Here is a 14683-nt window from a genome sequence, read left to right on the forward strand (position 1 = left end):
TCCCGGCGGGGGGCAAGACCGACCAAGCCAGACATTGGCCGGTCGGATGCGATCAGTGCCCGATGTGGGCTTTGATCGCTAGGCATGATGTAGCTCATTTAAGGCAAAAACACTGACTTGTGCAGCCCTTGACAAGGATAGGTTCTGCCTTGGACCAGCTTGGACCAGCCACTTTGTCATACGCGGTTCACATCGGACGCGCGTTAAGCATATGAGTCGTGGGACTGGTCGCGTCCGTCCGTGACATGATTTCAGATCCTGCAAGGCCGGCATTGTTCCAGCGCAAGGGATGCGGGCTTTTTTGGAACGACGATGCCGTGCGCTGGTTAGTCCCCCATCAGCAATCGAACATGGCGGAATAACCGGCTTCTCCAGCAAGCCGGTGCCTCCGTGTTCCCACAACCGAGAGGATCGGACCGATGGGATTGTTCACAAAAGACATCAAAACCATGAACGACCTGTTCGTGCATCAGCTCCAGGACATCTATTACGCCGAGCAGCAGCTCACCAAGGCTCTGCCGAAAATGGCGGATAAGGCGACCGATCCGCAGCTGAAGCAGGGCTTTTTGACGCACCTCGAAGAAACCAGGGAGCACGTCAAGCGCCTTGAGGAAGTGTTCAAGATGCACGGTGCGCAGGTGAAGGCGGTCGACTGCCCCGCCATCGACGGCATCATCGAGGAAGCCGACGAGACGGCCGGCGAAGTCGCCGACAAGGCGGTGCTCGACGCCGCGCTGATCAACGCGGCACAGGCGGCGGAGCACTATGAGATCGTCCGCTACGGCAGCCTGATCGCCTGGGCCAAGCAACTCGGCCGCAACGACTGCGCCAGCGTGCTCGCCAAGACGTTGGAAGAGGAGAAGGCGACCGACAAGAAGCTGACCACGCTCGCCGAGAGCAAGGTGAACCTGCGCGCGGCCAGCTAGGGCCGGGCGTCTCCAGGATCGGGATAGAGCGTCGCGCGGTCATCCGCGCGACGCTTGCGCATTACGCATCCATCATTCGGTCGTTATCGTAACATGATGGCGCGCGGGAAGCCTATCGTTCGCATGGGGCTGCAATCGAGATGGCAGCATGCGAGTAAGCACCGTCAAGTACGAAACCTTCGGAGCCGGCGCGCCGAATGCCGGCTCCCGTCTTGCGACATCCCTCACCCTTGCCGCGATGAGCCTTGGTTATGGCGTGGTGCAGCTTGATGTCACCATCGTCAATACCGCGCTCGACGCGATGGGCAGGACGCTCGGAGGCGGCGTCGCCGAGCTGCAATGGGTTGTCAGCGCCTACACCATCGCGTTTGCCGCGTTCATCCTGACGGCCGGCGCGCTCGGCGACCGGATCGGCGCCAAGCGCGTCTTCATGGCGGGGTTCGCCATCTTCACTGCGGCCTCGCTCGCCTGCGCATTGTCGCCCAATGCGACCGTGCTGATCGCAGCGCGGCTGGTCCAGGGGCTAGGGGCGGCGATCCTGGTGCCGAATTCCCTTGCGCTGCTCAATCATGCTTATCCGGACGACCACGAGCGCGGCCGCGCCGTTGCGATCTGGGCCGCCGGTGCGAGCCTCGCGCTCACTGCCGGCCCCTTCGTCGGCGGCGCGCTGATCACGCTGGTCGGCTGGCGCGCGATCTTCCTGGTCAATCTGCCGGTCGGCCTCGTTGGCCTCTGGCTGAGCTGGCGTTACGCCAGCGAAACCACGCGGGCGCGTTCGCGCGAGATCGATCTGCCCGGCCAGCTTGCCGCGATCGGCGCGCTGGGAGCGCTCGCCGGAGCGATCATCGAAGGCGGCGCGTTTGGCTGGGAACATCCAGCCGTGATCGCGGCCTTCGTCGCAGCCGCAATTCTCGCCGTGCTCTTCGTCTGGCGCGAGAGCCGCACGGCGCAGCCGATGTTGCCGCTGTCGCTGTTCGGCCAGCGGCTGTTCGCGCTGACCTCGCTCGTCGGCCTGCTCGTCAACATCGCGATCTACGGCCTGATCTTCGTGCTCAGCCTGTATTTCCAGAGGATCAACGGGCTTTCGGCGTGGTGGACCGGTCTCGCCTTCGTGCCGATGATGGGAGTGGTGCTGCCGGTCAATCTGCTGGCGCCGCGCCTCGCCGAGCGTATCGGGGCGGCGTGCCCGACCATCGTCGTCGGCGCCTGCGTCTCGGCGCTCGGTTGCGTCGGCCTGCTCTGGATCGAAGCCGGCACGAGCTATTGGGCGATCTTTGCTCAGATGATCGCGATCAGCGGCGGACTTGGGCTGCTGGTGCCACCGCTGACCTCGACCTTGCTGGGCAGCGTCGAGAAGGCGCGCTCCGGCATCGCGGCCGGCGTCCTGAACGCGACGCGGCAAACCGGGAGCGTCCTCGGCGTCGCGCTGTTCGGGTCGCTGGTGGCCTCGGAGGGGGCGTTCATGACGGGCCTGCACCTGTCGCTGGTCGTGTCCGCGGCCGTGCTGATGCTCGCCGCCGCTGTGATCGGCCTCGGCGCGCCGGCGCGCGGATGAACAATCCGAGCGAATGAACACAGCTTCCGTTCACCATCCCCGAAACAGTCGCGTAGCCGGTTACCGACTGTCCATTTCTGTCGGTTGAAGTGCGGGTCGATAGGGGCCCGCAATGTATCAAGTTCTCTACTGTCTCGCCGAAGAACACGACTGGCGGCTCGTCGCGCTTGGCGGCGCGGTGTGCCTGCTCGCAAGCGCGGCGGCGATCAGCCTGTTTCACCGGGCGCGCGCGACGCACGGCCCCGGGCGCCTGGTCTGGATCGCCCTGGATGCCGCCGTCAGCGGATGCGGCATCTGGGCGACGCATTTCATCGCGATGCTCGCCTACGGGCCGGGCGGCGCCGGCGCCTACAACATCCCGGTGACGATCCTTTCGCTGATCTTCGCGATCTCCTTAACCTTCGTGGGGCTGAGTCTCGCGGCATCCTCCGTGCGCGCGCCGTGGGTCGTGCTCGGCGGCGCCATCGTTGGCACCGCGGTCGCGACGATGCATTATACCGGCATGGCGGCGCTGGAAATGCCGGCACGCGTCAATTGGATCGGGAGCACGGTTGCCGCCTCGGTGCTGTTCGGAATTGTCTTTGCAGCGCTCGCCCTGTTCGTCGCTGCGCGGCGCGACGACCTCTTCCATGCGCTGACCGCGAGCACCCTGCTGACGGTCGCCATCGTCGTACATCATTTCACAGCGATGGGCGCGGTCGTGCTGACGCCGGATCCGACACTCGCGATCAGCGGGTTATCGATCCCGGCGGACTCATTGTCCTTCTTCACCGCAAGCGCCGCGGTCGCGATCATCGCGATTGCGTTGGTGGCCGCGCTACTCGACCGCCGCGCCAAGGGCGAACTGGGCCGCCAGCAGATCGTGCTGGACACGGCGCTCGAGAACATGTCGCAGGGACTGTGCATGTTCGACGCGGAGGGCAAGATCATCCTGTTCAACGAGCGGTATGCCGCGATGCTCGGCCGCACCGACACCCTGCTCACCGGCCGGCTGCTGGTCGACGTGCTGCGGGAGGAACAGGCAAAGGGTCAGTGGCAGGGCGATGCCGGCGAATTCTTTGCCCGGCTCGTCGCCGACGCGCGCGAGAGCCGGACCACGACCGACGTCGTAACCAGGTTCGGCCGCTCCATCCGGGTCGTCAACCAGCCGATGCAGGGCGGCGGCTGGGTCGCGACCTTCGAGGACATTACCGAATGGCTGGAGGCCCAGGCCAAGATCTCGCACATGGCCCGCCATGACGCGCTGACCAGCCTGCCGAACCGCGTGCTGTTCCACGAGCAGCTCGTGCAGGGACTGCGCCGGACCAGATCGGACGACCAGCTCGCGGTGCTTTGTCTCGATCTCGACCACTTCAAGGACATCAACGACTCGCTCGGCCATCCCATCGGCGATGCGCTGCTCAAGGAGGTCGGGCGCAGGCTGAAGGCCACCGTCGGCGAGAGCGACACCGTGGCGCGGCTCGGTGGCGACGAGTTCGCCGTGGTCCAGATCGGACGTTCCGAGGAAACCGCGGCAAGGTCCCTTGCCGGCCGCCTCGTCGAAGTGATCTCTGCGCCTTACGAGATCGACGACCATCAGATCATCATCGGCGTCTCGATCGGCATCTCGCTGTCGCCGCAGGACGGCAGCAATCCCGACGAGCTGTTGAAGAATGCCGACCTCGCACTGTATCGCGCCAAGGCGGACGGCCGCGGCACCTATCGGTTCTTCGAGACCGGCATGGATGCGCGTGCACAGGCTCGGCGCCTGCTGGAGATGGACCTGCGCGCCGCGCTGCAACGCAACGAGTTCGAGGCCTACTATCAGCCGATCCGCGACGTCGTCAGCGGCCGTGTCGTCGCGTTCGAGGCGCTGCTGCGCTGGAACCATCCGCAGCGCGGCCTGATCGCGCCGCTGAACTTCATTCCGCTGGCCGAGGAGACCGGACTGATCATTCAGCTCGGCGAGTTCGTGCTGCGCTCCGCCTGCACCGACGCGGCCACCTGGCCCGACGATGTCGATGTCGCGGTCAACCTGTCGCCGGTGCAGTTCAAGAATCCGAACCTGATCGCATCCGTGACCGAGGCGCTGGTCGCTTCCGGGCTCGACGCTCGCCGCCTCGAGCTCGAGATCACCGAATCCGTGCTGCTCCAGAACAGCGAGGCGACGCTGGCCACACTGCATGACCTCCGCGCCATGGGCGTACGCATCTCGCTCGACGATTTCGGCACCGGCTATTCATCGCTGAGTTATCTGCGCAGCTTCCCCTTCGACAAGATCAAGATCGACCGCTCCTTCGTGTCGGAACTCGCGACGCGCGAGGATTCCATGGCGATCATCCGCGCCGTGACCGGGCTGGGCCGGAGCCTCGGCATCGTCACCACGGCAGAGGGGGTCGAGAACGATGCGCAGCTCGAGCTGCTCCGGCGCGAAGGCTGCACCCAGGCGCAGGGCTATCTGTTCAGCAAGCCGCGGCCCGCTGCCGATGTCGCCATCATGCTGGACCGGCCGCCGTTGCGCGCGACCGCCTGAGATTAGCCGCGGCGCAGCGCGAAATGTGCGCCGCAGAATGCCATCACGGCACCGAGGCCCAGCGCGGCAATCCCGGCCAGCACGCCCGAGACCGTCGGCACCGGGCTCGGCGCCGAGGCCACTTGGCCCGCGCCCGCAAGCAGCAGCACGCCGACCGCGATCAGGAACTGCCGCATCCGTCGCGGAATCTGGCCCGAGACGGCGCTCTGCATCAGGGTCGCCGTGAAATAGCCGCCGGAGAAGCCGACGGAGGCGATCAACCACCAGGCGATCGCCGCGCCCGCCGGTATGAACACGTGGGTGTCCGAGTGCCAGAGGCCGCCGAGGTCGAGCCCGTAGCGGGCGCCCAGCATGTGCACGGCGAGCGCGAGCAGCACGCCGGAGATCACGGCCGCGCCGAGAATCAGGCGGCGCGGAAAAAAAATCGTCTCAGCCATGTCTCGCTTGTAGGATGGGGCAGGGCGCTCGCGCAAGCGGATCGCAGACTGGATCGCCCGGATTGGATTGTTTGTGAAGATGCAGGATTCGGGAGCTGAGGCGGCTGCGGGTGCGAGCTATGCCTATAAGGCTTCGTTGATCGGCTCGGCGCATCGATTCGAGCTGACGGAGGAGGGGCTGTCCTGGCACATCGCCGGCCGCAGCTCGCTTTGGCGTTATGACGAGATCAGTGCAATCCGGCTGTCGTTCCGCCCGGTGTCGATGCAGCAGCACCGCTTTCGCGCCGATGTCAGCCACTCCAATGGCGGCCGCATCAGGATTCTGTCGACGAGCTGGCAGACGGCGGCGCTGATGGCACCGCAGGACAATGGTTTTCGGGATTTCATCGTCGCGCTGCACGCGCGCATGGCGCAGGCCGGCAGCCGCGCCGAGTTGACCGCGGGCCTTGGCCGCAGGACCTATTTGGCGATGCTGGCTTTTCTTGCGGTGCTTGCAGTAGCGATGACTGGGCTCCTGATCCGCGCGCTCGCGATCGGCGAATTTGCCGGCGCGCTGTTCATCATCGGCTTTGCCGCGCTGTTCGCCTGGCAGGTCGGCGGCTTCGTCCGGCGCAACCAGCCGCGGAGCTACGGTTTCGATCGCGTGCCGAGGGCCTTGCTGCCTTAAATGGCCGTGTTGCCCTGGACGGCGCGTTACTCCGTCGAGTCGAAATCCTCTTCCTTGGTGCCGAGCAGCGACGCGATCGTGCGCAGGCCGGAATCGAGTTGCTCGAACGTGGGCGGGGCGAGCGCGAGCCGCACTGCGTTCGGTGCGTGGCCATGGGCGATCGCGAAGGTCGAGGACGGTGTCAGCGCGATGCCGCGCCGGGCGGCTGCGGCGACGAAGGTCTGCGAGCGCCAGTGTGCCGGCAGCGTGAGCCAGAGGTGATAGGAGCGTGGATCGGCGGAGAGCTGGTAGCCGGCGAGCAGCCTTGCCGCGGTCTGCTGGCGGCGCGCGGCGTCGATGCGTTTCAGCCGCGTCAGCTCGGCGACGGTGCCGTCTGCCATCAGCCGCTGCCCGGATGCGAGCGCATGGCCTGACGCAATCCAGCCGCCGGTGCGGACCGCGCTCATCACGCTCTCACGCAATCGCGGCGGCGCGACGAGGATGCCGAGCGCGAGGCCCGGCGCGACCTTCTTGGACAGGCTGTCGATCACGATGCAGCGGTCGGGGCCGAGCGCGGCCAGCGGGGTGTCGTCGGCCAGGAAGCCGTAGACGGCATCCTCGATGATGGTGAGATCGAGCTTCTCGGCAACGCGCATGATGTCGGCGCGCCGCGTCGCGTTCATGGTGACGCCGAGCGGGTTCTGGATGATGGGCTGGAGATACAGCGCCGACAGGTGTGCCTCGCGATGCGCCTTCTGGATGGCGTCGGGGCGCGCGCCGAATTCGTCCATCGGAATCGGGACCAGCGTCACGCCGAGCCGCGCGGCGATGCTCTTGACGTACGGATAGGTCAGCGCCTCGACGCCACAGCGGCCGCCGGTGGGAACGAGGGCTGCGAGGGCGGCCGCGAGCGACTGCTTGCCGTTGGCGGTGAAGACGATCTGCTCGGCCTGCGGCGCGAAATCCTTGCGCGCGAGATAGGCGGCGGCTGCATTGCGCGCGCTCTTGGTGCCGGTGCTGGTGGAGACGCGCAGCGCGGATTCGAGCGCGTCGACGCGTTCGAGACCGGCAAGGCTCTTGGCGATCATCGCCCATTGCTGCGGCAGCAGCGGGTAATTGACCTCGAAATCAATCCGCGCGTCGCGCGGTTCGCTCAGCGCCTCGACCTCCCGCCTGATGGCGCCGGAGATGAAGGTGCCTCGGCCGACCTCGCCGACGACGAGGCCGCGGCGGAGCAACTCCGTATAAACCCGGCTCGCGGTCGAGACCGCGATGCCGCGGTCATAGGCAAAATTACGCTGCGGCGGCAGCCGGTCGCCCGGCCTTAACGTGCCGTTAGAGATATCGAGAGCAATGGCATCGGCAAGCTTCACGTATTCGAACTTGGACATTATTGCACCGAGAGCAATGTTTCACTTGCTCCGAGTAGTGTAGTGGAGCATTTAAGTTCCATCAAGCTCCATGATTGAGCCGAGGAGAGCGAGAGCAATCCGAGGCAAATGAGGTGCAGGCGCTCGGGCGCTTGCGCCAACGGCATCCGTTTCGCCGCGTGGACAACAGGCCGGAGAAGGACAATGACCACGATCTCGCAGACCGCCGGGCGGAGTTTACGCTCATCCGCGTCAGACGGATTTTTCCGCAAGCTGGCCAACGGCGCCTATGCGCTGTTCGACAGCCTGGAGCGCCGCTCCGCCGTCAAGACGCTGAACGACCTCGATGACCGCGCCTTGCGCGACATCGGGATCACGCGCAGCCAGATCGAGGACGCGGTCTACGGTCAGGCCAAAGCAGAACTGACGCGCTATCTGTAAGCGCTTCGCTCTTGTCCCGGACGCGCTGCGTCCGGGGCACCAGACTGAGTTTTCAGGCACACCCGCTTCAACATCGTCATTGCGAGCGCAGCGAAGCCAATCCAGAATCACACCGCGGAAAGACTCTGGATTGCTTCGCTGCGCTCGCAATGACGGCATTTGTGGGTAGCACTGTCGCTCCTTTAGCTCGTGCTTTCATCGTAGACATACCTTCGCCCTCTCGCGGCTTGGTTCGCCCGAGCTTTGCTTCATCGCCTTGCCCTCTCAAGAAAGAGGGCGCAGGGAAGACCGGGCGCCGGCTGGCACCCGCGGTCCACTGTGCGAAAGTTGCAGTAAGAAAATCTGCACAGCGGCATACAGGTGAAGCCAAAACGTCCGGCCTTCCCTTCGCAGCGGTTTTACGGCTTATGCCGTGCTCTCCCCGGGGAGCGATGCACTATTGCCCCCGTCGCCTCATGGATCGCTGATGCTGCGTGCCCGGTCGGTCCGCCACATCACCACAAGACTTGACGCACAGACCCCGGGCGTCAGGACGACACGGTTTTGCCGTACGCTGTCAACACCGGTCGTGTGCGCGACGCCTACGCTCACGGTTGCCCGCCCTGCGAAGCCATTCGCGCCGATGTGGCCCAGCGTCCGCCGCCGTCCGGCCCGCGTTCGTGACGATCGCGATACGCCCCTCTTCCTTGGGCCGGGTTGCCGCGACACATACGTGATTTCCGAAGTTCGGTAAAGTAGAATATTTTCAGCGGCGGGCGTTGACCTGCAGTTTTGGTATTTTGCCCGACGGGCAACGCAGGGGCTTGTAGCCCGGATGAGCGAAGCGATATCCGGGAATCGTGACACGAGCTGTCCCGGGTATCGCTTCGCTCACCCGGGCTACGACCTGGCAGCTTGCAATGCTGAGTTTCGCCGCAACGCTCAGTGCCTCACCACCAGCACCGAGCACTTGGCGTAGCGCACGACATGCCCGGCATTGGAGCCGAGGAAGTAGGTGCGCATCGCCGGCCGGTGCGAGGTCATCACGATCAGCTCGGCTTTCATGTGCACGGCTTCCTCCAGGATCTCGTGGTAGATGCCGCCCTGGCGCACCACGCTGGAGATGCGGGATGGCTCGATGCCGGATTCGCGTGCGACGATGGCGAGGGCTTCTTCCGAGGTCTGGCGCTGCTGTTCGTCGAAATCGGCCGGGACGTATTCGGCCAGCATCACCGGCGTCATCGGCAGCACGTTGAGCAGGCGCACCACGCCGCTCCAGGTCTGCGACAGCGTTGCCGCGGTCGCGATCGCCGGCTTGGCCAGATCGGTGTCGGCGAGGTCGATGGGCACGAGGATGGACTTGAACATCTGCGCCTCCAATCTTGCGGTCAGGACGTCTTGCGATCAGGAAGTTTTGGCTGGATCAACCGGTCGAGACGGCGCGCTACGCGTCTCATTCCGATCGAAGCAGCCATAAGCTAACGAAGCAGCTTTGGGCTGACGAACTGCACCAGTTTGCCGCGGCGGTAGGCCACGTCGGCCCAATCCTTGACGTCAAAATCGAAGATCGCAAGCCCCGCGGTGGGGAGATTGTCGGCGAGCGCCTTGGCGGCGGCCGGATCGCCGCCACCCGTCAGCATCAAGGCGACCTCGTGCATGCCCGGATTGTGGCCGATCAGCAGCAACTGCTTCGGGTCGGCCGGGACGGTCGCGGTGCGAATGGTCTCGAGGATCTGCGCAGGATCGGCGCCGTAGAGTTCCGGCAGGATCTCGACCTGCGGCGCCGCGACGCGGTCCTTCATCGCCTCCCAGGCGATGTCCCAGGTCTGCCGGGCCCGGACGGCATGCGACACCAGCACGGTCTCGGGAAAGGGCGGATGGGTGGCGATCCAGTCGCCGAGCTGCGCGGCATCCCGGCGGCCGCGGTCGTCGAGACGCCGATCCTGGTCACGGCCGCTCGGCGCGTCGGTCTCGGTTTTGGCGTGACGCAGCAGCAGCAAACGGCGCATGGCATTCTCGAATCGTTGCACGACCAAAGGACAATCTGAGAGGATAATCTACAGGCGCCGGTCGAGGACAAGGTGACAAGCGGCCGCTCAGGCTTTTAAAGCGCGATGAGATTAGGGCGAATCGTCATCGCGCTTTAGGTTATTGTTTCGAGCATGATCTTTCGGAAAACCGCTGCACAGTTTTCCGGATCATGCTCTAAGAAAACGACATGAGCGAGACTTTCACAAGCGTGTCCCAGGAAGAAGCCGGCTTTCGCGACCGGGCGCGGCTGTCGTTCGACCTCGATGCGGACATTTGCGTCATCGGGGCCGGGCTTGCCGGACTCTCCATCGCGCTGGAGGCGGCCCGGCTCGGGGCCAGCGTCGCGGTGCTCGAGGGCCGCCATGTCGGCTGGAACGCCTCCGGCAACCAGCTCGGCACCGTGATGCCCGGCTTCGCGCTGCCGCTCGCCGAGCTGATCGAGCGCATCGGCTTCGAGGACGCGCGGGAATTGTGGACGCTGTCGAAAGAGGGCGCCGAGTTCGTCCGGGCCAACGCCACCGAAGAGAACATGCCGGGGATCGGCCCGAGCGACGGCGTGCTGGAGGTCTCCAACGTCGATGCCGGCGACCGGCTGATCAGCCGGTTGCAGATGCTCACCGAGGATTTCGACACCGAGGTCGAGGGCTGGCAGGCCGATCGCGTCCGCGAGGTGCTCAAGACCGATCACTACTTCCACGGCGTGTATTATCCGAGGGCGTTCCAGGTCGACGGGCGCAAATATGTGCACGGCCTCGCGGCGCTGGCGCGGCGGGCGGGGGCGCGCATCTTCGAGGATACGCCGGTCGTCAGCATCGATCATTCCGGTATCCGCAAGCGCATCGTCACGCCCTCGGCGCGGCTGCGCGCCACCCACATCGTGCTTGCCGGCAACATCCATCTCGGGGCGCCGTTGCGGCGCCTGTCGGAAACGCTGCTGCCGGTCTGGCGCTATACCGGCATCACCGCGCCGCTCGGCGAGCGCGTGCACGAGATCATGTCCTTCAGGGGATCGGTGATGGATTCCGACGGCGTCGATCATTTTCGGATCGTCGATGGCGACCGCCTGATGTGGGAGAGCCCGGAGACCACCTGGGCGGCGCGCCCGCAACGCTTTGCGGGCGCCGTCAGGCGGCGGATCCGGTCCATCTTTCCCCAACTCGGCAATGTCGAAATCACCGAAACCTTCGGCGGCGCCACCGGCCAGACCGTGCATGGCATGCCGCAGATCGGCCAGTTGCGCAAAGGCCTGTGGGTGGCCAGCGGGTTCGGCCGCCAGGGCATGAACACCTCGGCCATGGCCGGGCAGATGATCGCGCGCAGCATCCTGTGGGGCGACGAGCGCTGGAAGCTGTTCTCACCGTTCGAGCTGGTCTGGGCCGGGGGAACGACGGGGCGGGTTGCCGGCCAACTGGTCGGAATCTGGGGCAGGGCGAGTTCCGCCGCGGCAGGCTCGCTTGCGCGCTATCGTGAACGTGCCAGGATCAAGGACCGGCAACGCGAGACGCGCCTCGCCGAAGCCAACCGGGCTGCCGGCACCGGGCCGCGCCGGCCGCCGTCAGGTGTCAGGCCGCGGCTTACCCAGCCGAAAACTGCGTCCGAAACCGTGGAACGAGCCTCGCGCGACGACAGCGTCTCGCACGAGACCCGAGAAAAATCCCGCCCGGAAGTGTAACGTACGCGGTTAAAGCCCGTATCTCAGGGCATGGACGCTCCCTCATGGAGAATGAGATGTTTGACCGCCGCATCCTGTTGACGACTGTCGCCGGCCTGTTTGGCCTTGCGGCCTTCCGCTGGCTCAGAGCATCGCCCGCGGAGGCTGGAGAGAAAGCCGCACAGAAATTCGAGATCGAGAAGACGGACGCCGAATGGCGTGCCCAGCTCACGCCGCAGCAATATGAGATCCTGCGCAAGGAAGGCACCGAGCGGCCGGGCTCCAGCCCGCTGCTCAAGGAGCACCGCAAGGGCGTCTTCGCCTGCGCCGGCTGCGACCTGCCGCTGTTCGCCTCCGACACCAAATTCGAGAGCGGCACGGGCTGGCCCAGCTTCTACCAGCCGATCGAGGGCAATGTCGGCAAGACCGAGGATCGCACCTTTGGCATGCTCCGCACCGAGGTGCATTGCCGGCGCTGCGGCGGCCATCTCGGGCACGTGTTCGACGACGGTCCGAAGCCGACCGGATTGCGCTACTGCATCGACGGTTTCGGGCTGGTCTTCCACCCCGCGGCTGCATCCGCAACGTAGGCCTTTCTCCTCGTCATTCCGGGGCGGTCCGCAGGACCGAACCGGGAATCTCGAGGTTCCGGATTCGATGCTGACGCATCGCTCCGGAACGACAATCGTGCCGGCAATTGTTGCCGGTCCCGGCAATTGTGCCCCGGTCATCAGACCGGGGCTTTTTCGTCAAGTCATTGATTTCCTGAGAAAACCCGCATTGGCATAGCCCTTGCGACAGTCTCCTCCGACTGCGGCCATGGTCGACCGGCCGCCGAGATCGGATCTGGAGACAAAGTTATGGGTATCTTCGATGCAATGAACACCTCGGTGGGTGGCCTGCAGGCGCAGTCCTACGCGCTGCAGAACATTTCCGGCAACATCGCGAACTCATCCACCACCGGTTACAAGGGCATCGGGACCAGCTTCGTCGATCTCATTCCGGACGCCTCGGTGCCGAGCAAGCAGGTCGCCGGCGGCGTGACCGCCAATGCCAAGGCCACCATCACCACGCAAGGCACGATCTCGGGCTCCACCGTCGCCACCAACATGGCGATCACCGGCGACGGCTTCTTCTCGATCCAGAAGGCAACCGGCATCGTCGACAACTCGCCGGTGTTCAGCGGCGTCACCTATTACACGCGGCGCGGCGACTTCCAGCTCAATGCCAACGGCAATCTGGTCAACGGCGCCGGCTATTACCTGATGGGCGTCACGGTCGACCCGAAGACCGGCAACCCGCAAGGCAACGTTGCGACGGTCCTGAAATTCCAGAACAACTTCATCCCGGCACAGGCGACGACCTCGATCCAGTACGCGGCGAACCTGCCGACCCAGCCGAACACCGTCGCGAGCACGACTGCGGCGACCAAGACGCTGCTCGCGGCTGGCGGAATCAATCCGTCGGACTTCCAGGCCAACCCCTTGCCGGTGGGCACACCGCCCGCGCCCTATACCAGCGCGACGGTGTCCGGCGCAGCCGCCACGGGCAACATCCGCTCGGCCTATTCGTCAACGACGGGGACGGGCACGGTCCCGCTCCAGAACAACTCGTCCGCGGTGGCATCGGGCACCACTTCGCTCGACAATGCCGTGGGCACGCATCTCGCCTCCAGCATCCTCACAGCGCTGAGCGGCCAGACGCTGACCATCAACGGCAACACAATTACCTTCGACGGCAGCACCACCGTCGCGACGGTTGGCAGCAACACCACGATTGGTCTCGGCGCGGGCACGACGGCGACCGTGGCCAGCATCCTGAATGCGATCCAGACGGCCGGCGGTGCCGGTGTCACGGCCTCGCTCTCCGCCAGCGGCAATATCCAGATCTCGACGGGTACCGGCACCGACGTGGCGGTCAACAGCGGCACCGCAGCCACGGCACTCGGCATCAGCAGCGTGGCGCGGGGCGGCAACGTGCTGTCCTCGCCCTCGATCACAGGCGCCACGGTGCTGAGCGGCGCGGCAACGGCCGGTGGCGCCGAGGTGCTCTCGTCCGGCTTTTCGGCAGGCCCGCCCGCCGACACCATCACCGTCAACGGTCAGACGCTGACCTTTGTGGCCTCGGGCGCCACCGGTCCGAACCAGATCAACATCACCGACAACATCACGACCCTGCTCGGCAAGATCGACGCTCTCTCCGGCGCGTCGGGGTCGTCGATCAGCAGCGGCGGCGTCATCACGCTGAACACCGGCACCGTCTCCAATCTCTCGGTAGCCAGCTCCAACAGTGCGGCCTTCGCCGCGCTCGGCTTCACCTCGACCATCAGCAAGAATCGTGACGGCGGCGGCACCGCCGGCACCGGCGGCGTCATCGGCAACGACATCGCGACCTTCACCAAGGAATCGATCAGCGGTGGCGCGGTGACCGCCTACAACGCCGCCGGCACGCCGGTGAACCTGCAATTGCGCTGGGCCAAGACCGACAGCGCCTCGCTCGGCGCCGGCCATGCCGATACCTGGAACATGTTCTACCAGACCGACCCGAATGCGACCGGTTCGACGGTCGGCTGGGTCAACACCGGCCAGGCCTTCACCTTTGCCTCCGACGGCTCACTGACCTCGCCGAGCGGCTCGGGCATCACCATCAACAACGTCAGCGTCAGCGGGCAGTCGCTCGGCTCGGTGTCCTTCAACATCTCCTCGGGCGGGCTGACGCAATATGCCAGCACCAGCGGCGCGGTGACCATCAACACCATCACCCAGAACGGCTACGCCGCGGGTCAGCTCCGCTCGGTCGCCGTCAACAACAACGGTCTCGTGGTCGGCACCTTCTCCAACGGCCAGAACCTCGACCTCGCACAGGTCTCGTTGTCGCACTTCAACGGCACCAATTATCTCAAGGCGATCGACGGCGGCGCTTACGCTTCAACCGAGCAGTCGGGGCCCGCGATCGACGGCGCGTCGGGCACCATCAGCGGCTCGTCGCTGGAAGGCTCGAACACCGACATCGCCGACGAATTCACCAAGCTGATCGTGACCCAGCAGGCCTATTCGGCCAACACCAAGGTGATCACGACCGCGAATTCGATGGTGCAGGACCTCTTGAACGTGTTGCGCTGATCGCGCGTGACGT

Annotated in this window: 12 protein-coding genes; 8 read left to right on the plus strand and 4 right to left on the minus strand. The window is 65.4% G+C overall.

Annotated features, from left to right (window positions below):
- Nucleotides 1-419 precede the first annotated feature (419 nt).
- The 3 genes from GWG67_RS14400 (at nt 420) to GWG67_RS14410 (ending at nt 4993) form a co-directional block, all read left to right on the plus strand.
- Nucleotides 420-926 carry a ferritin-like domain-containing protein gene (locus GWG67_RS14400; RefSeq protein ID WP_027566868.1) on the plus strand — a complete coding sequence of 169 codons (507 nt, stop codon included), beginning with the start codon at nt 420-422 and terminating at the stop codon, nt 924-926.
- Nucleotides 927-1074: 148 nt separating this feature from the next.
- Nucleotides 1075-2481 carry an MFS transporter gene (locus GWG67_RS14405; protein ID WP_275169973.1) on the plus strand — a complete coding sequence of 469 codons (1407 nt, stop codon included), beginning with the start codon at nt 1075-1077 and terminating at the stop codon, nt 2479-2481.
- A gap of 112 nt (nt 2482-2593) precedes the next feature.
- Nucleotides 2594-4993 carry an EAL domain-containing protein gene (locus GWG67_RS14410; protein ID WP_275169974.1) on the plus strand — a complete coding sequence of 800 codons (2400 nt, stop codon included), beginning with the start codon at nt 2594-2596 and terminating at the stop codon, nt 4991-4993.
- Between the two features lie 2 nt (nt 4994-4995).
- Here GWG67_RS14410 and GWG67_RS14415 read toward each other — a convergent pair whose 3' ends face one another.
- Nucleotides 4996-5430: a hypothetical protein gene (locus tag GWG67_RS14415; protein ID WP_275169975.1), complete on the minus strand. Its 435-nt coding sequence runs from the start codon at nt 5428-5430 to the stop codon at nt 4996-4998.
- A 79-nt stretch (nt 5431-5509) separates the two neighbouring features.
- Between GWG67_RS14415 and GWG67_RS14420 the strand changes: the two genes are divergently transcribed.
- Nucleotides 5510-6097, plus strand: coding sequence for a hypothetical protein (locus GWG67_RS14420; RefSeq protein ID WP_275170198.1), 588 nt, complete (start codon nt 5510-5512; stop codon nt 6095-6097).
- Nucleotides 6098-6123: 26 nt separating this feature from the next.
- Here the strand turns inward: GWG67_RS14420 and GWG67_RS14425 are convergent, their stop codons facing one another.
- A complete protein-coding gene (locus GWG67_RS14425; RefSeq protein ID WP_275169976.1) occupies nt 6124-7467 on the minus strand; it encodes a PLP-dependent aminotransferase family protein in 1344 nt (447 codons plus the stop codon).
- Nucleotides 7468-7650: 183 nt separating this feature from the next.
- Here GWG67_RS14425 and GWG67_RS14430 point away from each other — a divergent pair, with 183 nt between their 5' ends.
- Nucleotides 7651-7887 (plus strand): DUF1127 domain-containing protein, encoded by a 237-nt coding sequence (locus tag GWG67_RS14430; RefSeq protein ID WP_275169977.1) that lies wholly within the window; start codon nt 7651-7653, stop codon nt 7885-7887.
- Between the two features lie 921 nt (nt 7888-8808).
- Here GWG67_RS14430 and GWG67_RS14435 read toward each other — a convergent pair.
- Together GWG67_RS14435 and GWG67_RS14440 are read right to left on the minus strand one after the other, a co-directional pair.
- A complete protein-coding gene (locus GWG67_RS14435; protein ID WP_007602088.1) occupies nt 8809-9234 on the minus strand; it encodes a universal stress protein in 426 nt (141 codons plus the stop codon).
- A 110-nt stretch (nt 9235-9344) separates the two neighbouring features.
- Nucleotides 9345-9875, minus strand: a complete 531-nt coding sequence (locus tag GWG67_RS14440; protein ID WP_275169978.1) for a histidine phosphatase family protein — start codon at nt 9873-9875, stop codon at nt 9345-9347.
- A gap of 209 nt (nt 9876-10084) precedes the next feature.
- Between GWG67_RS14440 and GWG67_RS14445 the strand changes: the two genes are divergently transcribed.
- The 3 genes from GWG67_RS14445 (at nt 10085) to GWG67_RS14455 (ending at nt 14670) form a co-directional block, all read left to right on the plus strand.
- On the plus strand, nt 10085-11569 hold the full coding sequence (locus GWG67_RS14445) for an FAD-binding oxidoreductase (RefSeq protein ID WP_275169979.1): 1485 nt from the start codon (nt 10085-10087) through the stop codon (nt 11567-11569).
- 56 nt (nt 11570-11625) lie between these two features.
- Nucleotides 11626-12138 carry a peptide-methionine (R)-S-oxide reductase MsrB gene (gene msrB, locus GWG67_RS14450; protein ID WP_085357245.1) on the plus strand — a complete coding sequence of 171 codons (513 nt, stop codon included), beginning with the start codon at nt 11626-11628 and terminating at the stop codon, nt 12136-12138.
- Between the two features lie 270 nt (nt 12139-12408).
- On the plus strand, nt 12409-14670 hold the full coding sequence (locus tag GWG67_RS14455) for a flagellar hook-basal body complex protein (RefSeq protein ID WP_275169980.1): 2262 nt from the start codon (nt 12409-12411) through the stop codon (nt 14668-14670).
- Nucleotides 14671-14683 lie beyond the last annotated feature (13 nt).

It is taken from the genome of Bradyrhizobium sp. CSS354, assembly GCF_029051725.1.
Classification (GTDB): domain Bacteria; phylum Pseudomonadota; class Alphaproteobacteria; order Rhizobiales; family Xanthobacteraceae; genus Bradyrhizobium.

Excerpts from the sequence above, each read along its gene's own strand:
- GWG67_RS14435 (WP_007602088.1), bottom strand. The coding sequence starts at position 9,234 with ATGTTCAAGTCCATCCTCGTGCCCATCGACCTCGCCGACACCGATCTG.
- GWG67_RS14420 (WP_275170198.1), top strand. The coding sequence starts at position 5,510 with ATGCAGGATTCGGGAGCTGAGGCGGCTGCGGGTGCGAGCTATGCCTAT.
- GWG67_RS14445 (WP_275169979.1), top strand. The coding sequence starts at position 10,085 with ATGAGCGAGACTTTCACAAGCGTGTCCCAGGAAGAAGCCGGCTTTCGC.
- GWG67_RS14415 (WP_275169975.1), bottom strand. The coding sequence starts at position 5,430 with ATGGCTGAGACGATTTTTTTTCCGCGCCGCCTGATTCTCGGCGCGGCC.
- GWG67_RS14405 (WP_275169973.1), top strand. The coding sequence starts at position 1,075 with ATGCGAGTAAGCACCGTCAAGTACGAAACCTTCGGAGCCGGCGCGCCG.
- GWG67_RS14430 (WP_275169977.1), top strand. The coding sequence starts at position 7,651 with ATGACCACGATCTCGCAGACCGCCGGGCGGAGTTTACGCTCATCCGCG.
- GWG67_RS14440 (WP_275169978.1), bottom strand. The coding sequence starts at position 9,875 with ATGCGCCGTTTGCTGCTGCTGCGTCACGCCAAAACCGAGACCGACGCG.
- GWG67_RS14410 (WP_275169974.1), top strand. The coding sequence starts at position 2,594 with ATGTATCAAGTTCTCTACTGTCTCGCCGAAGAACACGACTGGCGGCTC.
- GWG67_RS14400 (WP_027566868.1), top strand. The coding sequence starts at position 420 with ATGGGATTGTTCACAAAAGACATCAAAACCATGAACGACCTGTTCGTG.
- msrB (WP_085357245.1), top strand. The coding sequence starts at position 11,626 with ATGTTTGACCGCCGCATCCTGTTGACGACTGTCGCCGGCCTGTTTGGC.
- GWG67_RS14455 (WP_275169980.1), top strand. The coding sequence starts at position 12,409 with ATGGGTATCTTCGATGCAATGAACACCTCGGTGGGTGGCCTGCAGGCG.
- GWG67_RS14425 (WP_275169976.1), bottom strand. The coding sequence starts at position 7,467 with ATGTCCAAGTTCGAATACGTGAAGCTTGCCGATGCCATTGCTCTCGAT.